Raw genomic sequence first — 15,194 nt, forward strand, 5'->3', positions numbered from 1 at the left:
CACTACCGGTGAACGGAGTGACCTAGGTCACTCAGCGCAGACAGGCGACCGCTCGGCGCAGGTGGGGACCGTGGTCGATCCACGTTCTTCCCGGCCAGGGGGCGCGGTTTCTACCGTGCGCGAAACTCCTACGCCTGTGAAGGTGGTGATCCACAGATGTCCACGGACACACCCCCGTCGGACGCACCGACCGCACCGGAGACGCCGGCTCCGGCCGCGTCCACGGCAGACCGGTACCTCGCCGTGCAGCGGTCGGACGAGTTCGCCGGGTTGCGTCGCGCACTGCGCGGCTTCATCTTCCCGATGACCGTCGCGTTCTTCCTCTGGTACGCGCTCTACGTGATCCTCTCCGCGTACGCGCGGGACTTCATGGGCACGAAGCTGTTCGGCAGCAACATCAACGTCGCCCTGATCTTCGGCCTGCTCCAGTTCGTCTCGACGTTCCTGATCGCCTGGCTCTACTCCCGGTTCGCCGACCGCAGGATCGACCCGATCGCCGACCGTATCCGCACCGAGATGGGGGAGGTGACCCATGTACACGGTCCTCGCGGCTGAGGCAGGCGGCGGCACCGCCCGCAACCTCACCATCACGCTGTTCCTGGCGTTCGTGGCGGTGACCCTGGCCATCACCATCTGGGCGAGCCGGCAGACCAAGACCGCCACCGACTACTACGCGGGCGGGCGGTCCTTCTCCGGCTTCCAGAACGGTATGGCGATCGGCGGCGACTACATGTCGGCCGCGTCGTTCCTCGGCATCGCCGGCATCATCGCCCTCTACGGCTACGACGGCTTCCTCTACTCGATCGGCTTCCTGGTCGCCTGGCTGGTGGCGCTGCTGCTCGTCGCCGAACTGCTGCGCAACTCGGGCCGGTACACGATGGCAGACGTGCTGGCGTTCCGGATGCGCCAGCGGCCGGTCCGCACGGCGGCGGCGGTCTCCACCATCACCGTGTCGATCTTCTACCTGCTGGCCCAGATGGTCGGCGCGGGCGCGCTGGTGGCGCTGCTGCTGGGCATCAAGCCGGGCACCACGTTCCTCGGCATGGACGCCGACACCGCGAAGGTCGCCACGATCATCATGGTCGGCGCCCTGATGATCGTCTACGTCACCGTGGGCGGCATGAAGGGCACCACGTACGTCCAGATCGTCAAGGCGTTCCTGCTGATGTCCGGCGCGCTGGTGATGACCCTGCTGGTGCTGGCGAAGTACAAGTTCAACCTGTCGTCGCTGCTCGGCGACGCCGCCGCCAGCTCGGGCAAGGGCAGCGCCTTCCTCGAGCCCGGCCTGCGCTACGGCGTCGAGGTGGCCGGGAACGCGACGCAGACGTTCTACAACAAGGTCGATCTGCTCTCGCTCGGCATCGCGCTGGTGCTCGGCACGGCGGGCCTGCCGCACATCCTGATCCGCTTCTACACAGTGCCGACCGCCAAGGCGGCCCGTAAGAGCGTGCTCTGGGCGATCGGCATCATCGGCTCGTTCTATCTGCTCACCCTGGCCCTCGGCTTCGGCGCGGCGGCCCTGGTGGGCGGCCCGGCGATCACCGCGCAGGACAAGGCCGGCAACACCGCCGCGCCGCAGCTCGCCGAGGCCCTGGGCATCGAATTCCTCGGCGGCGACCTCGGCGGCGCGACCATGCTGGCGATCATCGCGGCGGTGGCCTTCGCCACCATCCTGGCGGTGGTCGCCGGGCTCACCCTGGCCTCGTCGTCCAGCCTGGCGCACGACTTCTACGCCAACGTCATCAAGAACGGGCAGGCGTCGGAGCGCCAGGAGGTCCGGGTGGCCCGCATCTCGGCGCTGGTCATCGGCGCGGTCTCGATCGCCCTGTCGATCTACGCGCAGAGCCTGAACGTGGCATTCCTGGTCGCGCTCGCATTCGCGGTGGCCGCCTCGGGCAACCTGCCGGCGATCCTGTACAGCCTGTTCTGGAAGCGGTTCAACACCTCCGGCGCGGTCTGGTCGATCTACGGCGGCCTGCTCTCCGCAGTGCTGCTGGTGTTCTTCTCGCCGGTCGTCTCCGGGGCACCGACGTCGATGTTCCCGGACCACGACTGGCAATGGTTCCCGCTGTCCAACCCGGGCATCCTCTCCATCCCGTTCGGGTTCCTGTGCGGGTGGATCGGCACGATGATCTCCAAGGAGAGCGACGAGGAGAAATACGCCGAACTGGAGGTGCGCTCCCTCACGGGCGCCGGCGCGCACTGACCTGGTCCCGCTCGGCCCCGCACCGGCCGAGCTGTTAAAAAGGGCCCCCTGTACAACGTTTCGCGTTAACAGGGGGCCCTTCCTTACCTCTCGTGCCTGTATAGGCTGGTCGGCATGAAGGTCGCCCCGCGCTTCGGTCCCGGTCACCGTGTCCTCGTCACCGGCGGCGCCGGCTTCGTGCCGTCGCACCTGGTCGACTCCCTCGTCGCCCGTGGCTGCGCGGTGGTGGCGCTGGACAACTTCGTCACCGGCTCCAAGGACAACGTCGCCCACCTGCACGACAAGCGGAACTTCACGCTGGTCGAGGCGGACGTCTCCGACGGGCTGCCGACCCACCACCCGGCGCTGGCCGAGCGGTTCGACGCGATCCTGCACATGGCCTCCCCGGCCAGCCCCACCGACTTCGCCACCCTGCCGGTGGAGATCCTCCGGGTCGGGTCGGTGGCCACCCTGCACCTGCTCGACCGCGCGGTCGCCGACGGCGCCCGGTTCCTGATGGCCTCCACGTCCGAGGCGTACGGGGACCCGAAGGAGCACCCACAGCGCGAGACGTACTGGGGCAACGTCAACCCGATCGGCGTACGCAGCGTCTACGACGAGGCGAAGCGGTTCTCCGAGGCGGCCACGATGGCGTACCGCCGGTACCGGGGGCTGGACGCCGCGATCGTGCGGATCTTCAACACGTACGGCCCGCGGATGCGGCCGGACGACGGCCGGGCCATCCCGACGTTCATCTCCCAGGCGTTGCGCGGCGAGCCCATCACCGTGCACGGCACCGGCAACCAGACCCGGTCGATCTGCTACGTCGAGGACCTGGTGCGCGGCATCCTGCTGCTGCTCGACTCGACGGAGACCGGCCCGGTGAACTGCGGCACGGAGCACGAGCTGACGATGCGGCAACTGGCCGAGTTGATCGTGTCACTCTCCGGCAGCGATTCCGAGGTGACGTACGTCACCCGGGCAGCCGATGATCCCGAGATGCGCCGGCCCGACCTCACCCTCGCCCGTGAACTGCTCGGATACGAGCCTTCGGTGGCGCCCGAAGACGGCCTCCGACGCACGATCGAGCACTTCCGCGAGCGGCTAGGGTAACCCGCTCGGCGCGGCGCGGCCCGCCGGCCGACCTGCGGTTGAGGGCGACCCTCGACGGGGCTACGTACCCTCGGGTACATGTCAGCGACCGCTTCCGCCGGCGTCCCGCTCCCGTACCTGCGTCGCAGCGCCGGGCGTGCCCCCGTGCCCGGCCCCGGCCAGAGCGGCTCGGGGCGCGCCCGCGTACCCGGGGCCCAGTGGTACCCCGCACACGACGACCGGCCCCCGGGCCGCGGTTTCGGCGGGTCGGACGGCCCCAGCGGCCCGGGTGGGCCCGGCGGGCCGGGCGCTCCCCGGCGGGCCGGCGGGCGCGGGCCGCGCCCGAGGTGGGGCCGGATCGGCCTGGTGGCCGGCGTGGCGGTGCTCGTCCTCGCGCTGCTCGGTGGGGCCGGGGCGTGGTTCTACACCCGCAACCTCAACCAGGACCTGGCCCGCACCGACCCGTTCTCGGAGCTGACCGGTGGCCGGCCGGCGAAGGCGGTGGAGGGGGCGCTGAACATCCTGCTGGTCGGCAGCGACTCGCGGGACCCGGACGCCCCGGTGGACCAGCAGAGCCAGTGGCGGGCCGACACGATCATCGTCATGCACATCCCGGCCGACCACAAGTCCGCCTACCTCGTCTCCATCCCCCGCGACCTGTACGTGCCGATCCCGCAGAACGCCCAGGCCGACTGCGGATCGGGCCAGCGGGCGAAGATCAACGCCGCGTTCGCGTTCGGCGGCCTGCCCCTCGCGGTGAAGACGGTGGAGTGCTTCACCGACGTACGCATCGACAACGTGATGGCGATCGACTTCGCCGGGTTCAAGCAGGTCACCGACGCGCTCGGCGGGGTGGACCTGAAGGTGGAGCGGTCGATCACCTCGATCCACAAGCCGTTCCGCAAGTTCACCAAGGGCACCATGCACATGAACGGCACCGAGGCGCTGGACTGGATCCGGCAGCGCAAGCAGTTCCCGGACGGCGACTTCGCGCGAATGCGCCACCAGCAGGAGTTCCTCAAGGCACTGATGGACAAGGCGGCCAGCACGGGCACGCTGACCAACCCGAAGAAGCTCAACGCGTTCCTCCAGTCGGTGACGGACGCGGTCACCGTGGACCAGAGCTTCTCGCTGGTCGACATGGCGCTACAGTTCCGCAGCCTGCGGGGGGAGAACCTGATCTTCGTCACCAGCCCGAACTCGGGCAGCGACACGATCAACGGCGAGTCGGTGGTGGTTTCGGACCGGGAGAAGGCCCTGGCCATGTACCAGGCCATGTCGGCGGACACGATGGCCGCGTGGGTGAAGGCCAACCCGCCGGCGGGAACCTCCGGGTAACGGAGGGCCATTCGAACGGTCGTTACTTCGACATACGTCAGCGTCGGTCGTCGACCGGACCCCGTTCCACCGGGTACCCTTCCGCCGACCGGCTGCTTTCAGTTGGCCGTTCGGGCTAATTCCGCAGGCAACCATCAGGATAACTGCGAATAGCCGTACGACGAACTCGCCTTGACGGGAAGCGGTACGTACAGTGGTCCCGCCCCCCGATCACGCGAGCTGGAGCACGCATGCCGGTTCATACCAGCCGTCGCCCTCCGTCGCAGGAGCCCGTCGGCGCGGTCGCACGGGTTCCGTCGGCCATCCCGTCGCAGCCCCGCAGCGGCGGTCGACCCCCCGTCGATCCACCCGCCCGCGAACGCAAGCGCCGCAGGGACCCGCTGTGGGCCCGCCTCACCATCGTTTTCGGCGCGATGCTGATGATGACCAGCGGGGTCGCCATCGTGGGCAGCAAGGCACTCATCAGCCAGGCCACCGGCAGCATCGCCCAGCGCAACCTGCTCGGCGACGCCGGCAAGTCCGACGCCGAGGGCGGCGCGAGCCTGGACGGCCCCATCGACATGCTGCTGCTGGGCGTGGACGCCCGCGAGCGCTGGGCCGCCGACGACGTCCGGGCGGACACCATCATCGTGCTGCACATTCCCGCCTCGCACGACCAGGCGTACCTGATCTCCATCCCGCGCGACACCGAGGCGCAGATCCCGGCGTTCAAGAAGAGCGGCTACGGCGGCGGGTCCGACAAGATCAACGCGGCGTTCCAGGCGGGTGCCCGCAACGGCGGCGGCTGGGAGGGCGGCGCGCAGTTGATGGCGCAGACGATCAAGAAGATGACGGGGATCAGCTTCGACGGCGCAGCCATCATCAACTTTGGCGGATTCAAGGGCGTCATCGACGCCCTCGGCACCGTACGGATCTGCGTGAGCCACCAGGTCAAGTCGCACCACATGTCGTACGTCGACGGCAAACCGATGTGGAACGCCGACGCGAAGAAGACCGGCAAGCCGATGACTCCGGTGGTGCACAAGAAGGGCTGCCGGGAGATGAAGGGCTGGGCTGCTCTCGACTACGCCCGGCAGCGCTACGGCCTGCCGAACAGCGACTACGATCGGCAGCAAAACCAGCAGCAGCTCATCAAGGCGATGGCGAAGAAGGCGACCGAGAACGGCACGCTGACCAACCCGGTGAAGCTCAACGGGCTGATCAAGGCGGCCGGCAAGGCGTTCGTGCTGGACACCGGCGGGGTGCCGATCGTCGACTTCATCTACACGATGCGCGGGGTCACCGGGAACGACCTGACCATGCTGCGGACCAACGGCGGCACGTTCCACGCGAACGCCGAGGGGACCAAGGAGTCGCTGAGCCCGCAGACCATGGAGATGTTCCAGGCGATCAAGAACGACAAGCTCGCCGAGTTCGTGTACGCCAACCCGGGCGTGCTGTCGACTCGCAAGTAGCCGGCCGACCCGGCCACTGACCTGGGAAAAGTCGCCCCGCGACCCCATCGCCCCCGTAGCCTGTTGTGAGTAGATCTCACTACGGCGGCAGGGGGCGTCACGGCCAGGTCAGGGGGAACCGGACGGGGGCGGCGCGAGCCGGCCCGTCGGCGCGCACCCCGATGGAGCCGGATCCTGCTCGGGCTCGGCCTGGCCCTAGCGCTGCTGGCCGCTGGCGCGGTGGTCGGGCTCAAGGCGCTCGGCCACCGCTACGAGCGCACGGTGGCCCGGGAGCAACTGCTCGACGCGGACGCCCGGCGCGACCGGACGGATCTCGACGGCGAGCTCAACTACCTCCTCGTCGGCTCGGACCGGCGACCCGGCGCGGCCGGCGACGACCAGCGCTCGGACGCCATCCTGGTGGTACACGTGCCGGCCGACACGAAACGGGCATACGTGGTTTCGTTTCCCCGCGACCTGCTGGTCAACATCCCGCCCGGGCCGAACGGCTACGGCGGCGGCAGCGACAAGATCAACGCGGCGTACGAGCACGGCGGCGGCGGCGAGTCCGGCGTCCAGCTCCTCTCGGCCACCCTCACCCGGCTCACCGACCTGCGCTTCGACGGGGCCGCCCTGATCGACTTCGCCGGGCTGCGGCAGGTGATCGACCTGCTCGGCGGGGTCCGCATGTGCGTCGACACCAAGGTGCGCTCGATCCACACCGGGACGCTGTTCAGCCCCGGCTGCCAGGAGATGGACGGCGCGCGGGTGCTGGACTACGTCCGCCAGCGCTACGACCTGCCCGGCGGCGACTACGACCGGCAGCGCCACCAGCAGCAGCTCCTGCGGGCGATGCTGGACCGGGCCGGCGAGACGAACCTGCGCCGCGACCCGGTGCGGCTCGACCGGCTCATCCGGGCGGTCGGCGCGTCGCTGACCGTCGACACCAACGGGGTGCCCCTGGAGGAGCTGCTGCTCACCCTCCGGGACCTCCCCCCGGACGCGCTGACGGGCGTACAGGTCCCCTCCCGCCCGCAGACCATCGACAGCATCTCGTACGTCGTGCTGGACGGCGGGGGGACCGCTCTCTTCGCGGCGGTCCGGAGCGCCCGGATGCCCGCCTGGGCCCAGGCCAACCCGCGCTGGATCACTCGTCTCTGACCTGCCGATTCCACCCGATCAGCCCGGATCTGCACGCCCCTGACCGGCCGGGCGGGCGAGGCTCTAGGCTTGGTGACCGTGTTCGGACCCCAGGTTCCCACCGTGCCCGTGACCAAGATCGCCGACGACATCTACCTGCTCGACGTCCGGGAGGACGACGAGTGGGCTGCCGGGCACGCCCCCGGTGCCCACCACCTGCCGATGATGGAGCTGCCCGCCCGGATGGCCGAGGTGCCCACCGACCGGGACGTCGCGGTCATCTGCCGCTCCGGCGGACGCTCCGCGCAGGTGGTGGCATACCTGCTGAACAACGGGTGGGACCAGGTACGCAACGCCGACGGCGGGATGCGCCAGTGGGCGGCCGTCGGGCGACCCGTCGTGGACGGGGACGGCAGGCCGGGCCAGGTCATCTGAGAGCGACGGGCATGGGTGATCCCCTGGTCTTCGCGCACCGCGGCTCCTCGGCCGACCTGCCGGAGCACACCCTCGCCGCGTACCTGCGGGCCCTCGACGAGGGCGCCGACGGACTGGAGTGCGACGTCCGGCTGACCCGGGACGGGCACCTGGTCTGCGTCCACGACCGGCGGCTGGACCGGACCAGCAACGGCACCGGCCTGGTCAGCGTCCGCACGCTTGCGGAGCTGGAGGCGTTGGACTTCGGTTCCTGGCACCCGGGCTGCGTGCCGCCCGACGCCGACGAGCCGCCCGACGAGTCGCACACCCGGTTGCTCACCCTGGAGCGGCTACTCGACGCCGTACTGGCCGCCGGCCGCCCGGTGCGGCTGCTGATCGAGACGAAGCACCCCTCGCGGTACGGCGGGCACGTGGAGCGCCGCCTGGTGGCCCTGCTGCGCCGCTACGGCCTGGCCGAGCCGCGCGCGGACGCCCCGGTCCGGGTCACCGTGATGTCCTTCTCGCCGCTGGCCGTCCGCCGCGTCCACGACCTCGCCCCCGGCCTGCCCACGGTGCTCCTTCTGGAGGTGCTGCCGCGCTGGCTGCGGCTCGGCCGGCTACCGTTCGGCACCCGCATCGCCGGGCCGGGAGTCGAGCTGGTCCGGGCCCGCCCGCGCCTGGTGCCCGCGCTGCGGGCCGCCGGCCACCAGGTGTACGTCTGGACCGTCAACGAGCCCGCCGAGCTGGACCTGGTGCTCGACGCCGGGGTGGACGGAATCATCACCGACCGGCCGGCGCACGCGCTGGCCCGGCTGGGCCGATGAACGCGCCGAGCGGAACTGTCCGCCGGCGCGGCGATGTCCTCCCGCGGTGGGGTCCGTGAGCCGGCGGGGCGGCGTCGTCCGCTGGCTGGTCCGGCCGGGGCGACTGTCGATCCGGCCGCCCGGCCGGGCGGGTTCACCGGGTGACGCGCCCGGCCCGGGCCGGGAGGCCGACCGTGCGGGGCCGCCGGGCGGCGTGGGTGCCGCGGCCGACCGCGCGGGGGTGTCGGGGAGCGGGTCGGCGCGGCACACTCGGGACATGCCGGAGCGCACCGACCTCACCGCCCTGATAGCCGGCCATGGCAGGGTTATCGAGATGATCAACTCTGGTGAAGCCGGTCTGCCCGTACTCGCCCGGCTGCTCCAGGTGGTCGAGTCCGCCATCGGGGCGACCAGCACCGCGTTCGTGGAGTTCGCGCCCACCGGCGGCCGGGTGATCGCCGCGACCGGGGACGCCGATTGGACCATCGGCCGGCCCGTGTCGCCCACCGACCCGGCCACCGTCTGCCTGCTCTCCGGCCCGAAGATCCGCGACATCCGGGTGGACCGCATCCCGGGCCCGATCGGCGCCGAGCTGGTCGACCGGGGGCTGGGCCGAATGGTGGCCGCCCGGGCCGAGATCGGCGGGCTGACCGTCGGCAGCCTGCACGCCTTCTACCCGGACGACGACTCGAGGGCCTCCGGGCAGCACGAGGTGATGGCGTACATCGCCTCCTGCATCGCCCACATGTACAGCGACCAGCGCGGCCTGCCGGTGCACGGCGACGGCCCGGTGGTCGCGGCGCTGGCCGACGGGCTCGCCGTGGTCGACCGGGACGGGCACGTCCGGCTCTGGAACCCGGCCGCCGCCGAGGTGACCGGCCGGTCGGTCACGGAGACGCTGAACCATCCGCTGCCGTTCCCGCTCCCCCCGTCCGGGCAGGTCCTCGACCACCGGCTGCCCGACGGCCGCTGGCTGAAGATCACCTCGGGGGAGCTGCCCGGCCCGGGGGCGCTGCGCGTCGTCACCTTCCGGGACATCACCGTGCATCAGCTCCGCGACCAGGACCGCGACCTCTTCGTCGCGGTGACCAGCCACGGGCTACGTACCCCGGTCACCGTCATCAAGGGGTACGTGGACACCCTCACCGAGCACTGGGACTCCCTGACCGACGCCGACCGGCGGCAGGCCGCCCGCGTCATCGGGCAGCGGGCCAACGAACTGGCCCGGCTGGTCGACCGGCTGCTCACCTCGGCCACCGAGGGCCGGCCCAGTGAGCCGCCCGTCCCGTTCGACCTCGGCGACGCACTCCGGTCGGCCGTCGCCGACCTGCCCACCGACCTGCGCCGCCGGGTCGTCCTCAACGTGCCAGCCGGCCTGCCCAGGGCGCTCGGCAGCCGGCAGTCGCTGACGACGGTGCTCACCGAGCTGGGGACCAACGCCGACAAGTACTCCCCGCCCGACGCCCCGATCGAGATCACCGCCGACGGCGACAAGCGGACCGTGTCGTTCCGGGTCAGCGACCGGGGCATCGGCATCCGGCCGGAGCATGTCGAGCGGGCGTTCGACCGGTTCTGGCAGGGCGAGACCGGCGACCGGCGGGGGTACCCGGGCGCGGGGCTCGGCCTCTATCTCGTCCGCCGGATCGTTGAACAGCAGAATGGATGGGTATCCCTCCGGCCGAGGGAAGGTGGCGGTACCGTCGCAGAGGTCCGGCTGCCATGCGGGTGAGCCTGGCCGCCAGGGCGGCGGGGGACTAGCAGGGCCGGACGCAGCGAGGCGAGAGGGAGCGGCGGTGGCGACAGGGCCGGTCGAGCGATCGTGGTGCGTGGTGGTGCCGCACGACCCGACCGGCGCGCGCCTGGCCCGGCACCGGCTGGCCGACGAGCTCGCCGGCGTCGTGCCGCCGACGTTCCTGACCGACCTGGTGGCCGTCCTGGCCGAGTTGGTCGGCAACGCCGTCCGGCACGCCGACGCGCTCCCCGGCGGGGTCGTCCGGGTGGCCTGGCGGCTGCGCCAGACCCCCGACGGGCAGTTCGTCCGTCTCCGGGTCACCGACGGCGGGGCCGCCGTGGGGCCGCTGGTCCGGGCCGCCAGCCCCGACGCGGTCGACGGCCGTGGCCTGCACATCGTCTCCGGCCTGGCCAGCCGATGGGGCGTCGACCGGGACGGCCTCGGGCAGAGCGTGTGGGCCGAGTTCGACCCCGCCGCCACGCCCCACACCGATTTCGTCGTCGCCGGCTGAACCGCGCCGGGTTCTCCGAGGTTGCCACCGTCGCCGGCTGGGCCGAGCCGGGCTCCGAGGCGGCCGTTCGGGGCGGTCTGGGCCGTCCGTGCGGGGCGGGTCCTCCCCACCCGGTCCGGCTGCGGGCTCTAGGCTGTCTCGCCGTGAGCAAGCGTAGAAAGATCCAGCGGGCCGCCGACGTCACCCCCAAGCGGGAGAAGGTGCGGGACGTCTTCGTGCCCCGACCGTTCGAGGGGCTGACCGACGAGCCGGAATGGATCGCCCTGCGCGAGCTGGTCCCGGCCGCGTCCGCGCCGCTGCGGCTCGTCCCCGAACTGGTCGAGGAGCACGGCGACCGCCCGGTCACCCTGGCCACCGTGCTGCCGATGGCGGCGCCGGTGATAACCAAGGCGGACGGTCGGGTCCTCGTCGGGCTCCAGCGCCACCAGCAGTCCGGTGACGTCTCCCGGGACCTGGCCGAGGCGCTGCTGTGCGCGCTGCGTACCGAGCCGGGCAAGACGGTCACGGTGCCGCCGCTGCCCGGCCCCGGCCCCCGGCTCCAGGACATCCTGGTCGACGGGCCGCTGGAGATCAGCATGCACGAGGGCTTCGAGTTCTGGCTCGACCCGGGAGCGGCCGACGACCCGACCGTCCAGGCGTCGCTGGAGCGGGCCAACGCGGCAATCTACCCGACCGTGCGGCTGGCTGCGGCGCAGGCCGCGTACTGGTGCCAGGTGCCGGAGAAGGCGCACGTCCGCTGGGTGCTCCCGGAGGACGAGGACGCCGCACTGGACGCGCTGGCCCGGATGAGCACCGCCGGCACGCTGCCCCTCGGCGGGAGCACCAAGTTCGCCGGCATGTTCCGCGCGCACGGCCGCCTCGTGCCGGTCTGGGACCTGCCCGAGAACGTCCCGGCGGCCGAGTGGGAGGAGCCGGTGCGGGAGTTCGCCGAGCGCTACGCCGAGGCCCTGGCGGAGAAGGAGCCGCTGGACGCGGCGGGCCGCCGCGCCCGGCACGGCCTGCTCGGCCGGCAGCTCACCCTGCGCTGAGCCGCGCCGCCGTCGGCAGCTGTGCCTTCTCGATAGCTGGCTGTTAGGAAGGACCCCTGTGCAACGTCATGCGTCAACAAGGGGCCCCTCCTTACCCCCGGACCAGGGGGCAGGACATGCACCTCGGGCCGCCCCGGCCAGAGCCCAGCTCGGACCCGGCGATCGGGATCACCTCGATGCCGGCCCGTTCGAGCTGGGCGTTGGTCCCGGTGTTGCGTTCGTAGCCGACGCAGAGCCGGGGGGCGATCGCGAGGGTGTTGTTGCCGTCGTCCCACTGCTCCCGCTCGGCGGTGACCGGGTCGAGGCCGGTGTCGATCACCCGGAGCTGGTCGATGTCCATCGCGTCGGCGGCGGCCCGCAGGAACGGCGCGGGGCCGTCCACCTGCGGCTCGCCGTCCGGGCCGGCGACCACGGTGTACGCGACGAGGGTGCTCGCCACGTTCGCGTACATCAGCACGGCGTCGACGTCGACCATCGTGCAGATGGTGTCCAGGTGCATGGTGGCGCGCTCCTGGGCGATCGGGACCACCAGGATGGTGTGCGCCAGCCCGGCGGCGAAGACCTGCCGGGCAAGCCGTTCCGCGCCGGCCGGGGTGGTCCGCTCGCCCACCCCGACCGCTAGCACGCCCGGGGCCAGCAGCAGCACGTCGCCGCCCTCCAGGTGCTCCAACCCGGGGTGGTAGACGAACTCCGTGCCGACGAAGCGCGGGTGGTGCCGGTAGATCGCGTCGGTGATGCTCGTCTCTCTTCGGCGGGCGGGCATGGCCAGGCTGGTCACCCCGACCCGGTCGCCGACCCACAGTGACGAGTCGCGGGTGAACAGCAGGTTGGGCAGGGGGTCGATGACGAAGTCGTGCCGGTCCATCAGGGCGTAGACGAGCCCGCCCGGCCGTTCCCTGCTGAGCCGCAGTTCCTCGTGGGCGAGCCCGGCGATGAGCACGTCGGCGAGGGCGGCGGGGTCGAGGTAGGCGAGGTGGTCAGCCACCCGGCGGCGCAGGGTGTCGCCGAGCCGGGGCGAGCCGAGCACCTGCTCGGTCATCTCGGCGCGGGCCTCGGCGACGGCGAGGGTCTCGGCGAGGAGGGTGGCGAGGTAGAGCACCTCCACCCCTCGGGCGCGCAGCTCGGCGGCGAACGCGTCGTGCTCCTCCTGCGCCCGTCCGACCCATGGGATAGCGTCGAACAGCAACGAGTCGTTGTTCCGGGGAGTCAGTCGGGCCAGTTCTGGGCCCGGCCGGTGCAGCAGCACGGTGCCGAGGCGGCCGACTTCACTGTCCACGTAGTGGGTCACTCGGCCCAGGGTAGGGCACGGTTTGGCGGCATCCGGTAAAACGTCTGTGGATGAATATGGCATTCATCCACACTCACTCCGGCGCTCCGACTTGCCGGGTACCCGGTATGGCAACGTAGGGTAGTGAGGACATAACTTCGAGGGACCTTTTGCCGGAGGTCGCGATGACTGTCTTTCCCGCACGTCGAGCCGCACCCACCGCACGGGCACTGCCGCCCGTCGCGGTGCCACACCCCAGGGCGGAAGCCCCCGGGGTGCTCGACCCGGTCCGCCCGAGCCCCCTGGAGTGGGCTCGGCGTCGACGCGCCGAGCGGGGGGCCCGCCGGTTGGAGGCGGCCGGGGCTCGCGCCCTGGGCCGGCTCGACCATCTGGGGCCGGCGTGGCACGTCATCGAGTGGCCCCGCACGGACACCACGGACCTTTTGCTCGACCCGTCCCAGGACGACCGGGCCGGGTTCCTCGCGATCGGGCCGGGCGGCCTGTTCGCGGTGACCATCGCCGACCACGGGCGCGCCCGGGTGCTGGTGGCGGGGGACGTGGTGCAGATCAACGGCAAGCGACCGCCGTACGTGGTTGAAGCACGCCGGGACGCCAAGCGGGCGAGCAAGGTGCTCTCCCAGGCGGTGGGGCTGCCCATCCCGGTGACGCCGGTGCTGACCTTCGTCGGGTCCGGCGTCATCAGCGTGTACGGCCTGCCGAAGGACTGCCTCATGGCCACCCACCGCGAGCTGGACCGCCTGCTCATAGCCGGGGGCAACCGGATCACCCCGGCCACCGCCGAAAAGCTCGCCCGCGTGGCGCAGCACCCGGGGACCTGGATGAACGGCACGTACCGTCCAGCAGGCGACTACCGGTGGTACGACGACGGCCGAACGGCGGCTGACAAGCCGGCCAACCGCCGGTAACGTCTCCGGCGACGCCACGCGGTCCGGTCCACACCCGGAGCAACCACCGGCCGGCCATCGCCGACCGCCCGGGTCAGGGCAACTGATCACCGGCGGCCCGAGCGCGGTCGGCGGTGACCACGCCGACCGGTTAGCGTGGACAGACCGTCGATGTACATTGGAGGCGCGGTGGCCCACGTCGAACTCTCGCTCACAGAAGTGTTCGCGCCCACCGCCCGCACACCACCGGAGCAGGAGTCCGACAACTTCGGGCAGTGGTCCGCGACCGTGGCCCGGGCCGCCGAGCCCTGCCTCCTGATCGACGTCGACACCCGGGTCGTCGCGGTGTCGGTGGCCGGCTGCGAGCTGCTCTGCCTGGGCTGCCCGGAGGACGTGATCGGCCTGCCGCTGCTGGACGGCTGCCTGCGGCTGCTCGACTTCACCGCGCACCGGGGCGAGCTGACCGAGCAGGAGACCGACAAGATTCCGCCGCTGCTCGCCCTGCACTCCGGGCGCCTCGCCCGGGGGCTGCTGCGGGTGCAGGCCGCGGCGGGCCGGACGGATCCGACCGTCGACGCCATCTCGACGCCGGTGCTGACCGACGGCGAAGTCGCCGGCTCCCTCACCTTCTTCTCCGAGGTCTGAATCCGGCTTCCCCGAGGTCTGCATCCGGCACTCCGCGCCTACCTGGGCGGATGGGCTGCCCGCCGCACCACCGGAGAGCTGTGGCAGGCACCCGCCAGGGCTTAGGGTGCCCTCATGGTCGATGTCGCTCTGTTGCCGGGGGAGTACGCGGTGTGCCGGCTGGCCGCCGGTACCGCACTCGGGCCCGCTTTGTGGGGCGAACTGGGCGACGCCGAGGTCGTCAGCGTGAGCTGGGCCGCCGACGGAGTCTCCGTGATCTGCCCGGCCCCCCGCGCGCCCGCCGAGGTGGAGACCGACTGGCGGTGCCTGCGGATCGTCGGCCCGCTCGGCCAAGCGGTGACCGGCACCCTCGCCGCGCTGGTCGGCCCGTTGACCGAGGCGCGGGTCGACCCGGTCGCGTTCTCCACGTACGACGCCGACCACGTGCTGGTGCCAACGGTGCGGCTGGGCGAGGCGGCCGCCGCGCTGCGCCGGGCGGGTCACCGCATACTCGACTGACGGCCCGCCCGGTCGGCCTTCACGCTCGCGCCGCCGGCTCCTACGATGGGCTCAGCCATCCCGGCCGCAACGACGTTCTCCGATGCAAGGATCGGTTCGTGCCGCCATCCGCACCGCACCGACCGGTGTCCCGCGCGACCGCGCGGCTCGCCGTGGCGTGCCTCGCCGTCACGCTCGCCGGCTGCGGCGCGCCGCCGGAGCTC

General features: G+C 71.8%; 15 protein-coding genes. 14 read left to right on the forward strand and 1 reads right to left on the reverse strand.

The annotated features are described in order from the left end of the window. Positions 1–156: 156 nt before the first annotated feature. The 11 genes from E1258_RS20575 to E1258_RS20625 all read left to right on the forward strand — a co-directional run bounded on the left by E1258_RS20575 (position 157) and on the right by E1258_RS20625 (position 11,676). Positions 157–555, forward strand: coding sequence for a DUF485 domain-containing protein (locus tag E1258_RS20575; protein WP_243715589.1), 399 nt, complete (start codon positions 157–159; stop codon positions 553–555). Continuing rightward, positions 533–2,206 (forward strand): cation acetate symporter, encoded by a 1,674-nt coding sequence (locus E1258_RS20580; protein ID WP_007073726.1) that lies wholly within the window; start codon positions 533–535, stop codon positions 2,204–2,206. The genes E1258_RS20575 and E1258_RS20580 overlap by 23 nt, the downstream gene beginning before the upstream one ends. Positions 2,207–2,320: 114 nt before the next feature. Next, positions 2,321–3,298: an NAD-dependent epimerase/dehydratase family protein gene (locus E1258_RS20585; RefSeq protein ID WP_132403791.1), complete on the forward strand. Its 978-nt coding sequence runs from the start codon at positions 2,321–2,323 to the stop codon at positions 3,296–3,298. Positions 3,299–3,376: 78 nt separating this feature from the next. Next, positions 3,377–4,615, forward strand: coding sequence for an LCP family protein (locus tag E1258_RS20590; protein ID WP_007073728.1), 1,239 nt, complete (start codon positions 3,377–3,379; stop codon positions 4,613–4,615). A 230-nt stretch (positions 4,616–4,845) separates the two neighbouring features. Then, positions 4,846–6,069 carry an LCP family protein gene (locus E1258_RS20595; protein WP_132403794.1) on the forward strand — a complete coding sequence of 408 codons (1,224 nt, stop codon included), beginning with the start codon at positions 4,846–4,848 and terminating at the stop codon, positions 6,067–6,069. Between the two features lie 219 nt (positions 6,070–6,288). Next, positions 6,289–7,209 (forward strand): LCP family protein, encoded by a 921-nt coding sequence (locus E1258_RS20600; protein ID WP_371688648.1) that lies wholly within the window; start codon positions 6,289–6,291, stop codon positions 7,207–7,209. A 78-nt stretch (positions 7,210–7,287) separates the two neighbouring features. After that, positions 7,288–7,623: a rhodanese-like domain-containing protein gene (locus E1258_RS20605; RefSeq protein ID WP_132403797.1), complete on the forward strand. Its 336-nt coding sequence runs from the start codon at positions 7,288–7,290 to the stop codon at positions 7,621–7,623. A gap of 11 nt (positions 7,624–7,634) precedes the next feature. Then, positions 7,635–8,426, forward strand: a complete 792-nt coding sequence (locus tag E1258_RS20610; protein ID WP_132403800.1) for a glycerophosphodiester phosphodiesterase family protein — start codon at positions 7,635–7,637, stop codon at positions 8,424–8,426. A 256-nt stretch (positions 8,427–8,682) separates the two neighbouring features. After that, the gene (locus E1258_RS20615) at positions 8,683–10,134 is read left to right on the forward strand and encodes an ATP-binding protein (protein WP_132403803.1); all 1,452 of its coding nucleotides are present in this window, start codon (positions 8,683–8,685) and stop codon (positions 10,132–10,134) included. Between the two features lie 97 nt (positions 10,135–10,231). Then, entirely contained in the window at positions 10,232–10,648 is a 417-nt protein-coding gene (locus tag E1258_RS20620; RefSeq protein ID WP_243715590.1) for an ATP-binding protein, read from the forward strand. Between the two features lie 143 nt (positions 10,649–10,791). Continuing rightward, positions 10,792–11,676: a DUF5926 family protein gene (locus tag E1258_RS20625; RefSeq protein ID WP_132403809.1), complete on the forward strand. Its 885-nt coding sequence runs from the start codon at positions 10,792–10,794 to the stop codon at positions 11,674–11,676. Between the two features lie 91 nt (positions 11,677–11,767). On the opposite strand, the gene E1258_RS20630 is transcribed toward E1258_RS20625, so the two are convergent. Then, positions 11,768–12,964: an arginine deiminase gene (locus E1258_RS20630; protein WP_132403812.1), complete on the reverse strand. Its 1,197-nt coding sequence runs from the start codon at positions 12,962–12,964 to the stop codon at positions 11,768–11,770. A 164-nt stretch (positions 12,965–13,128) separates the two neighbouring features. Here E1258_RS20630 and E1258_RS20635 point away from each other — a divergent pair, with 164 nt between their 5' ends. The 3 genes from E1258_RS20635 (at position 13,129) to E1258_RS20645 (ending at position 14,991) form a co-directional block, all read left to right on the forward strand. Beyond that, positions 13,129–13,869 (forward strand): hypothetical protein, encoded by a 741-nt coding sequence (locus E1258_RS20635; protein WP_132403814.1) that lies wholly within the window; start codon positions 13,129–13,131, stop codon positions 13,867–13,869. 168 nt (positions 13,870–14,037) lie between these two features. Beyond that, complete coding sequence (locus E1258_RS20640) at positions 14,038–14,493, forward strand: hypothetical protein (RefSeq protein ID WP_132403817.1); 456 nt, start codon at positions 14,038–14,040, stop codon at positions 14,491–14,493. A 114-nt stretch (positions 14,494–14,607) separates the two neighbouring features. Beyond that, positions 14,608–14,991 carry an ACT domain-containing protein gene (locus E1258_RS20645; RefSeq protein WP_132403820.1) on the forward strand — a complete coding sequence of 128 codons (384 nt, stop codon included), beginning with the start codon at positions 14,608–14,610 and terminating at the stop codon, positions 14,989–14,991. Positions 14,992–15,194: the final 203 nt, after the last annotated feature.

This window comes from Micromonospora sp. KC207, assembly GCF_004348615.1.
Taxonomy (GTDB): domain Bacteria; phylum Actinomycetota; class Actinomycetes; order Mycobacteriales; family Micromonosporaceae; genus Micromonospora.

Excerpts from the sequence above, each read along its gene's own strand:
- E1258_RS20575 (WP_243715589.1), top strand. The coding sequence starts at position 157 with ATGTCCACGGACACACCCCCGTCGGACGCACCGACCGCACCGGAGACG.
- E1258_RS20580 (WP_007073726.1), top strand. The coding sequence starts at position 533 with ATGTACACGGTCCTCGCGGCTGAGGCAGGCGGCGGCACCGCCCGCAAC.
- E1258_RS20585 (WP_132403791.1), top strand. The coding sequence starts at position 2,321 with ATGAAGGTCGCCCCGCGCTTCGGTCCCGGTCACCGTGTCCTCGTCACC.
- E1258_RS20590 (WP_007073728.1), top strand. The coding sequence starts at position 3,377 with ATGTCAGCGACCGCTTCCGCCGGCGTCCCGCTCCCGTACCTGCGTCGC.
- E1258_RS20595 (WP_132403794.1), top strand. The coding sequence starts at position 4,846 with ATGCCGGTTCATACCAGCCGTCGCCCTCCGTCGCAGGAGCCCGTCGGC.
- E1258_RS20610 (WP_132403800.1), top strand. The coding sequence starts at position 7,635 with ATGGGTGATCCCCTGGTCTTCGCGCACCGCGGCTCCTCGGCCGACCTG.
- E1258_RS20615 (WP_132403803.1), top strand. The coding sequence starts at position 8,683 with ATGCCGGAGCGCACCGACCTCACCGCCCTGATAGCCGGCCATGGCAGG.
- E1258_RS20635 (WP_132403814.1), top strand. The coding sequence starts at position 13,129 with ATGACTGTCTTTCCCGCACGTCGAGCCGCACCCACCGCACGGGCACTG.
- E1258_RS20645 (WP_132403820.1), top strand. The coding sequence starts at position 14,608 with ATGGTCGATGTCGCTCTGTTGCCGGGGGAGTACGCGGTGTGCCGGCTG.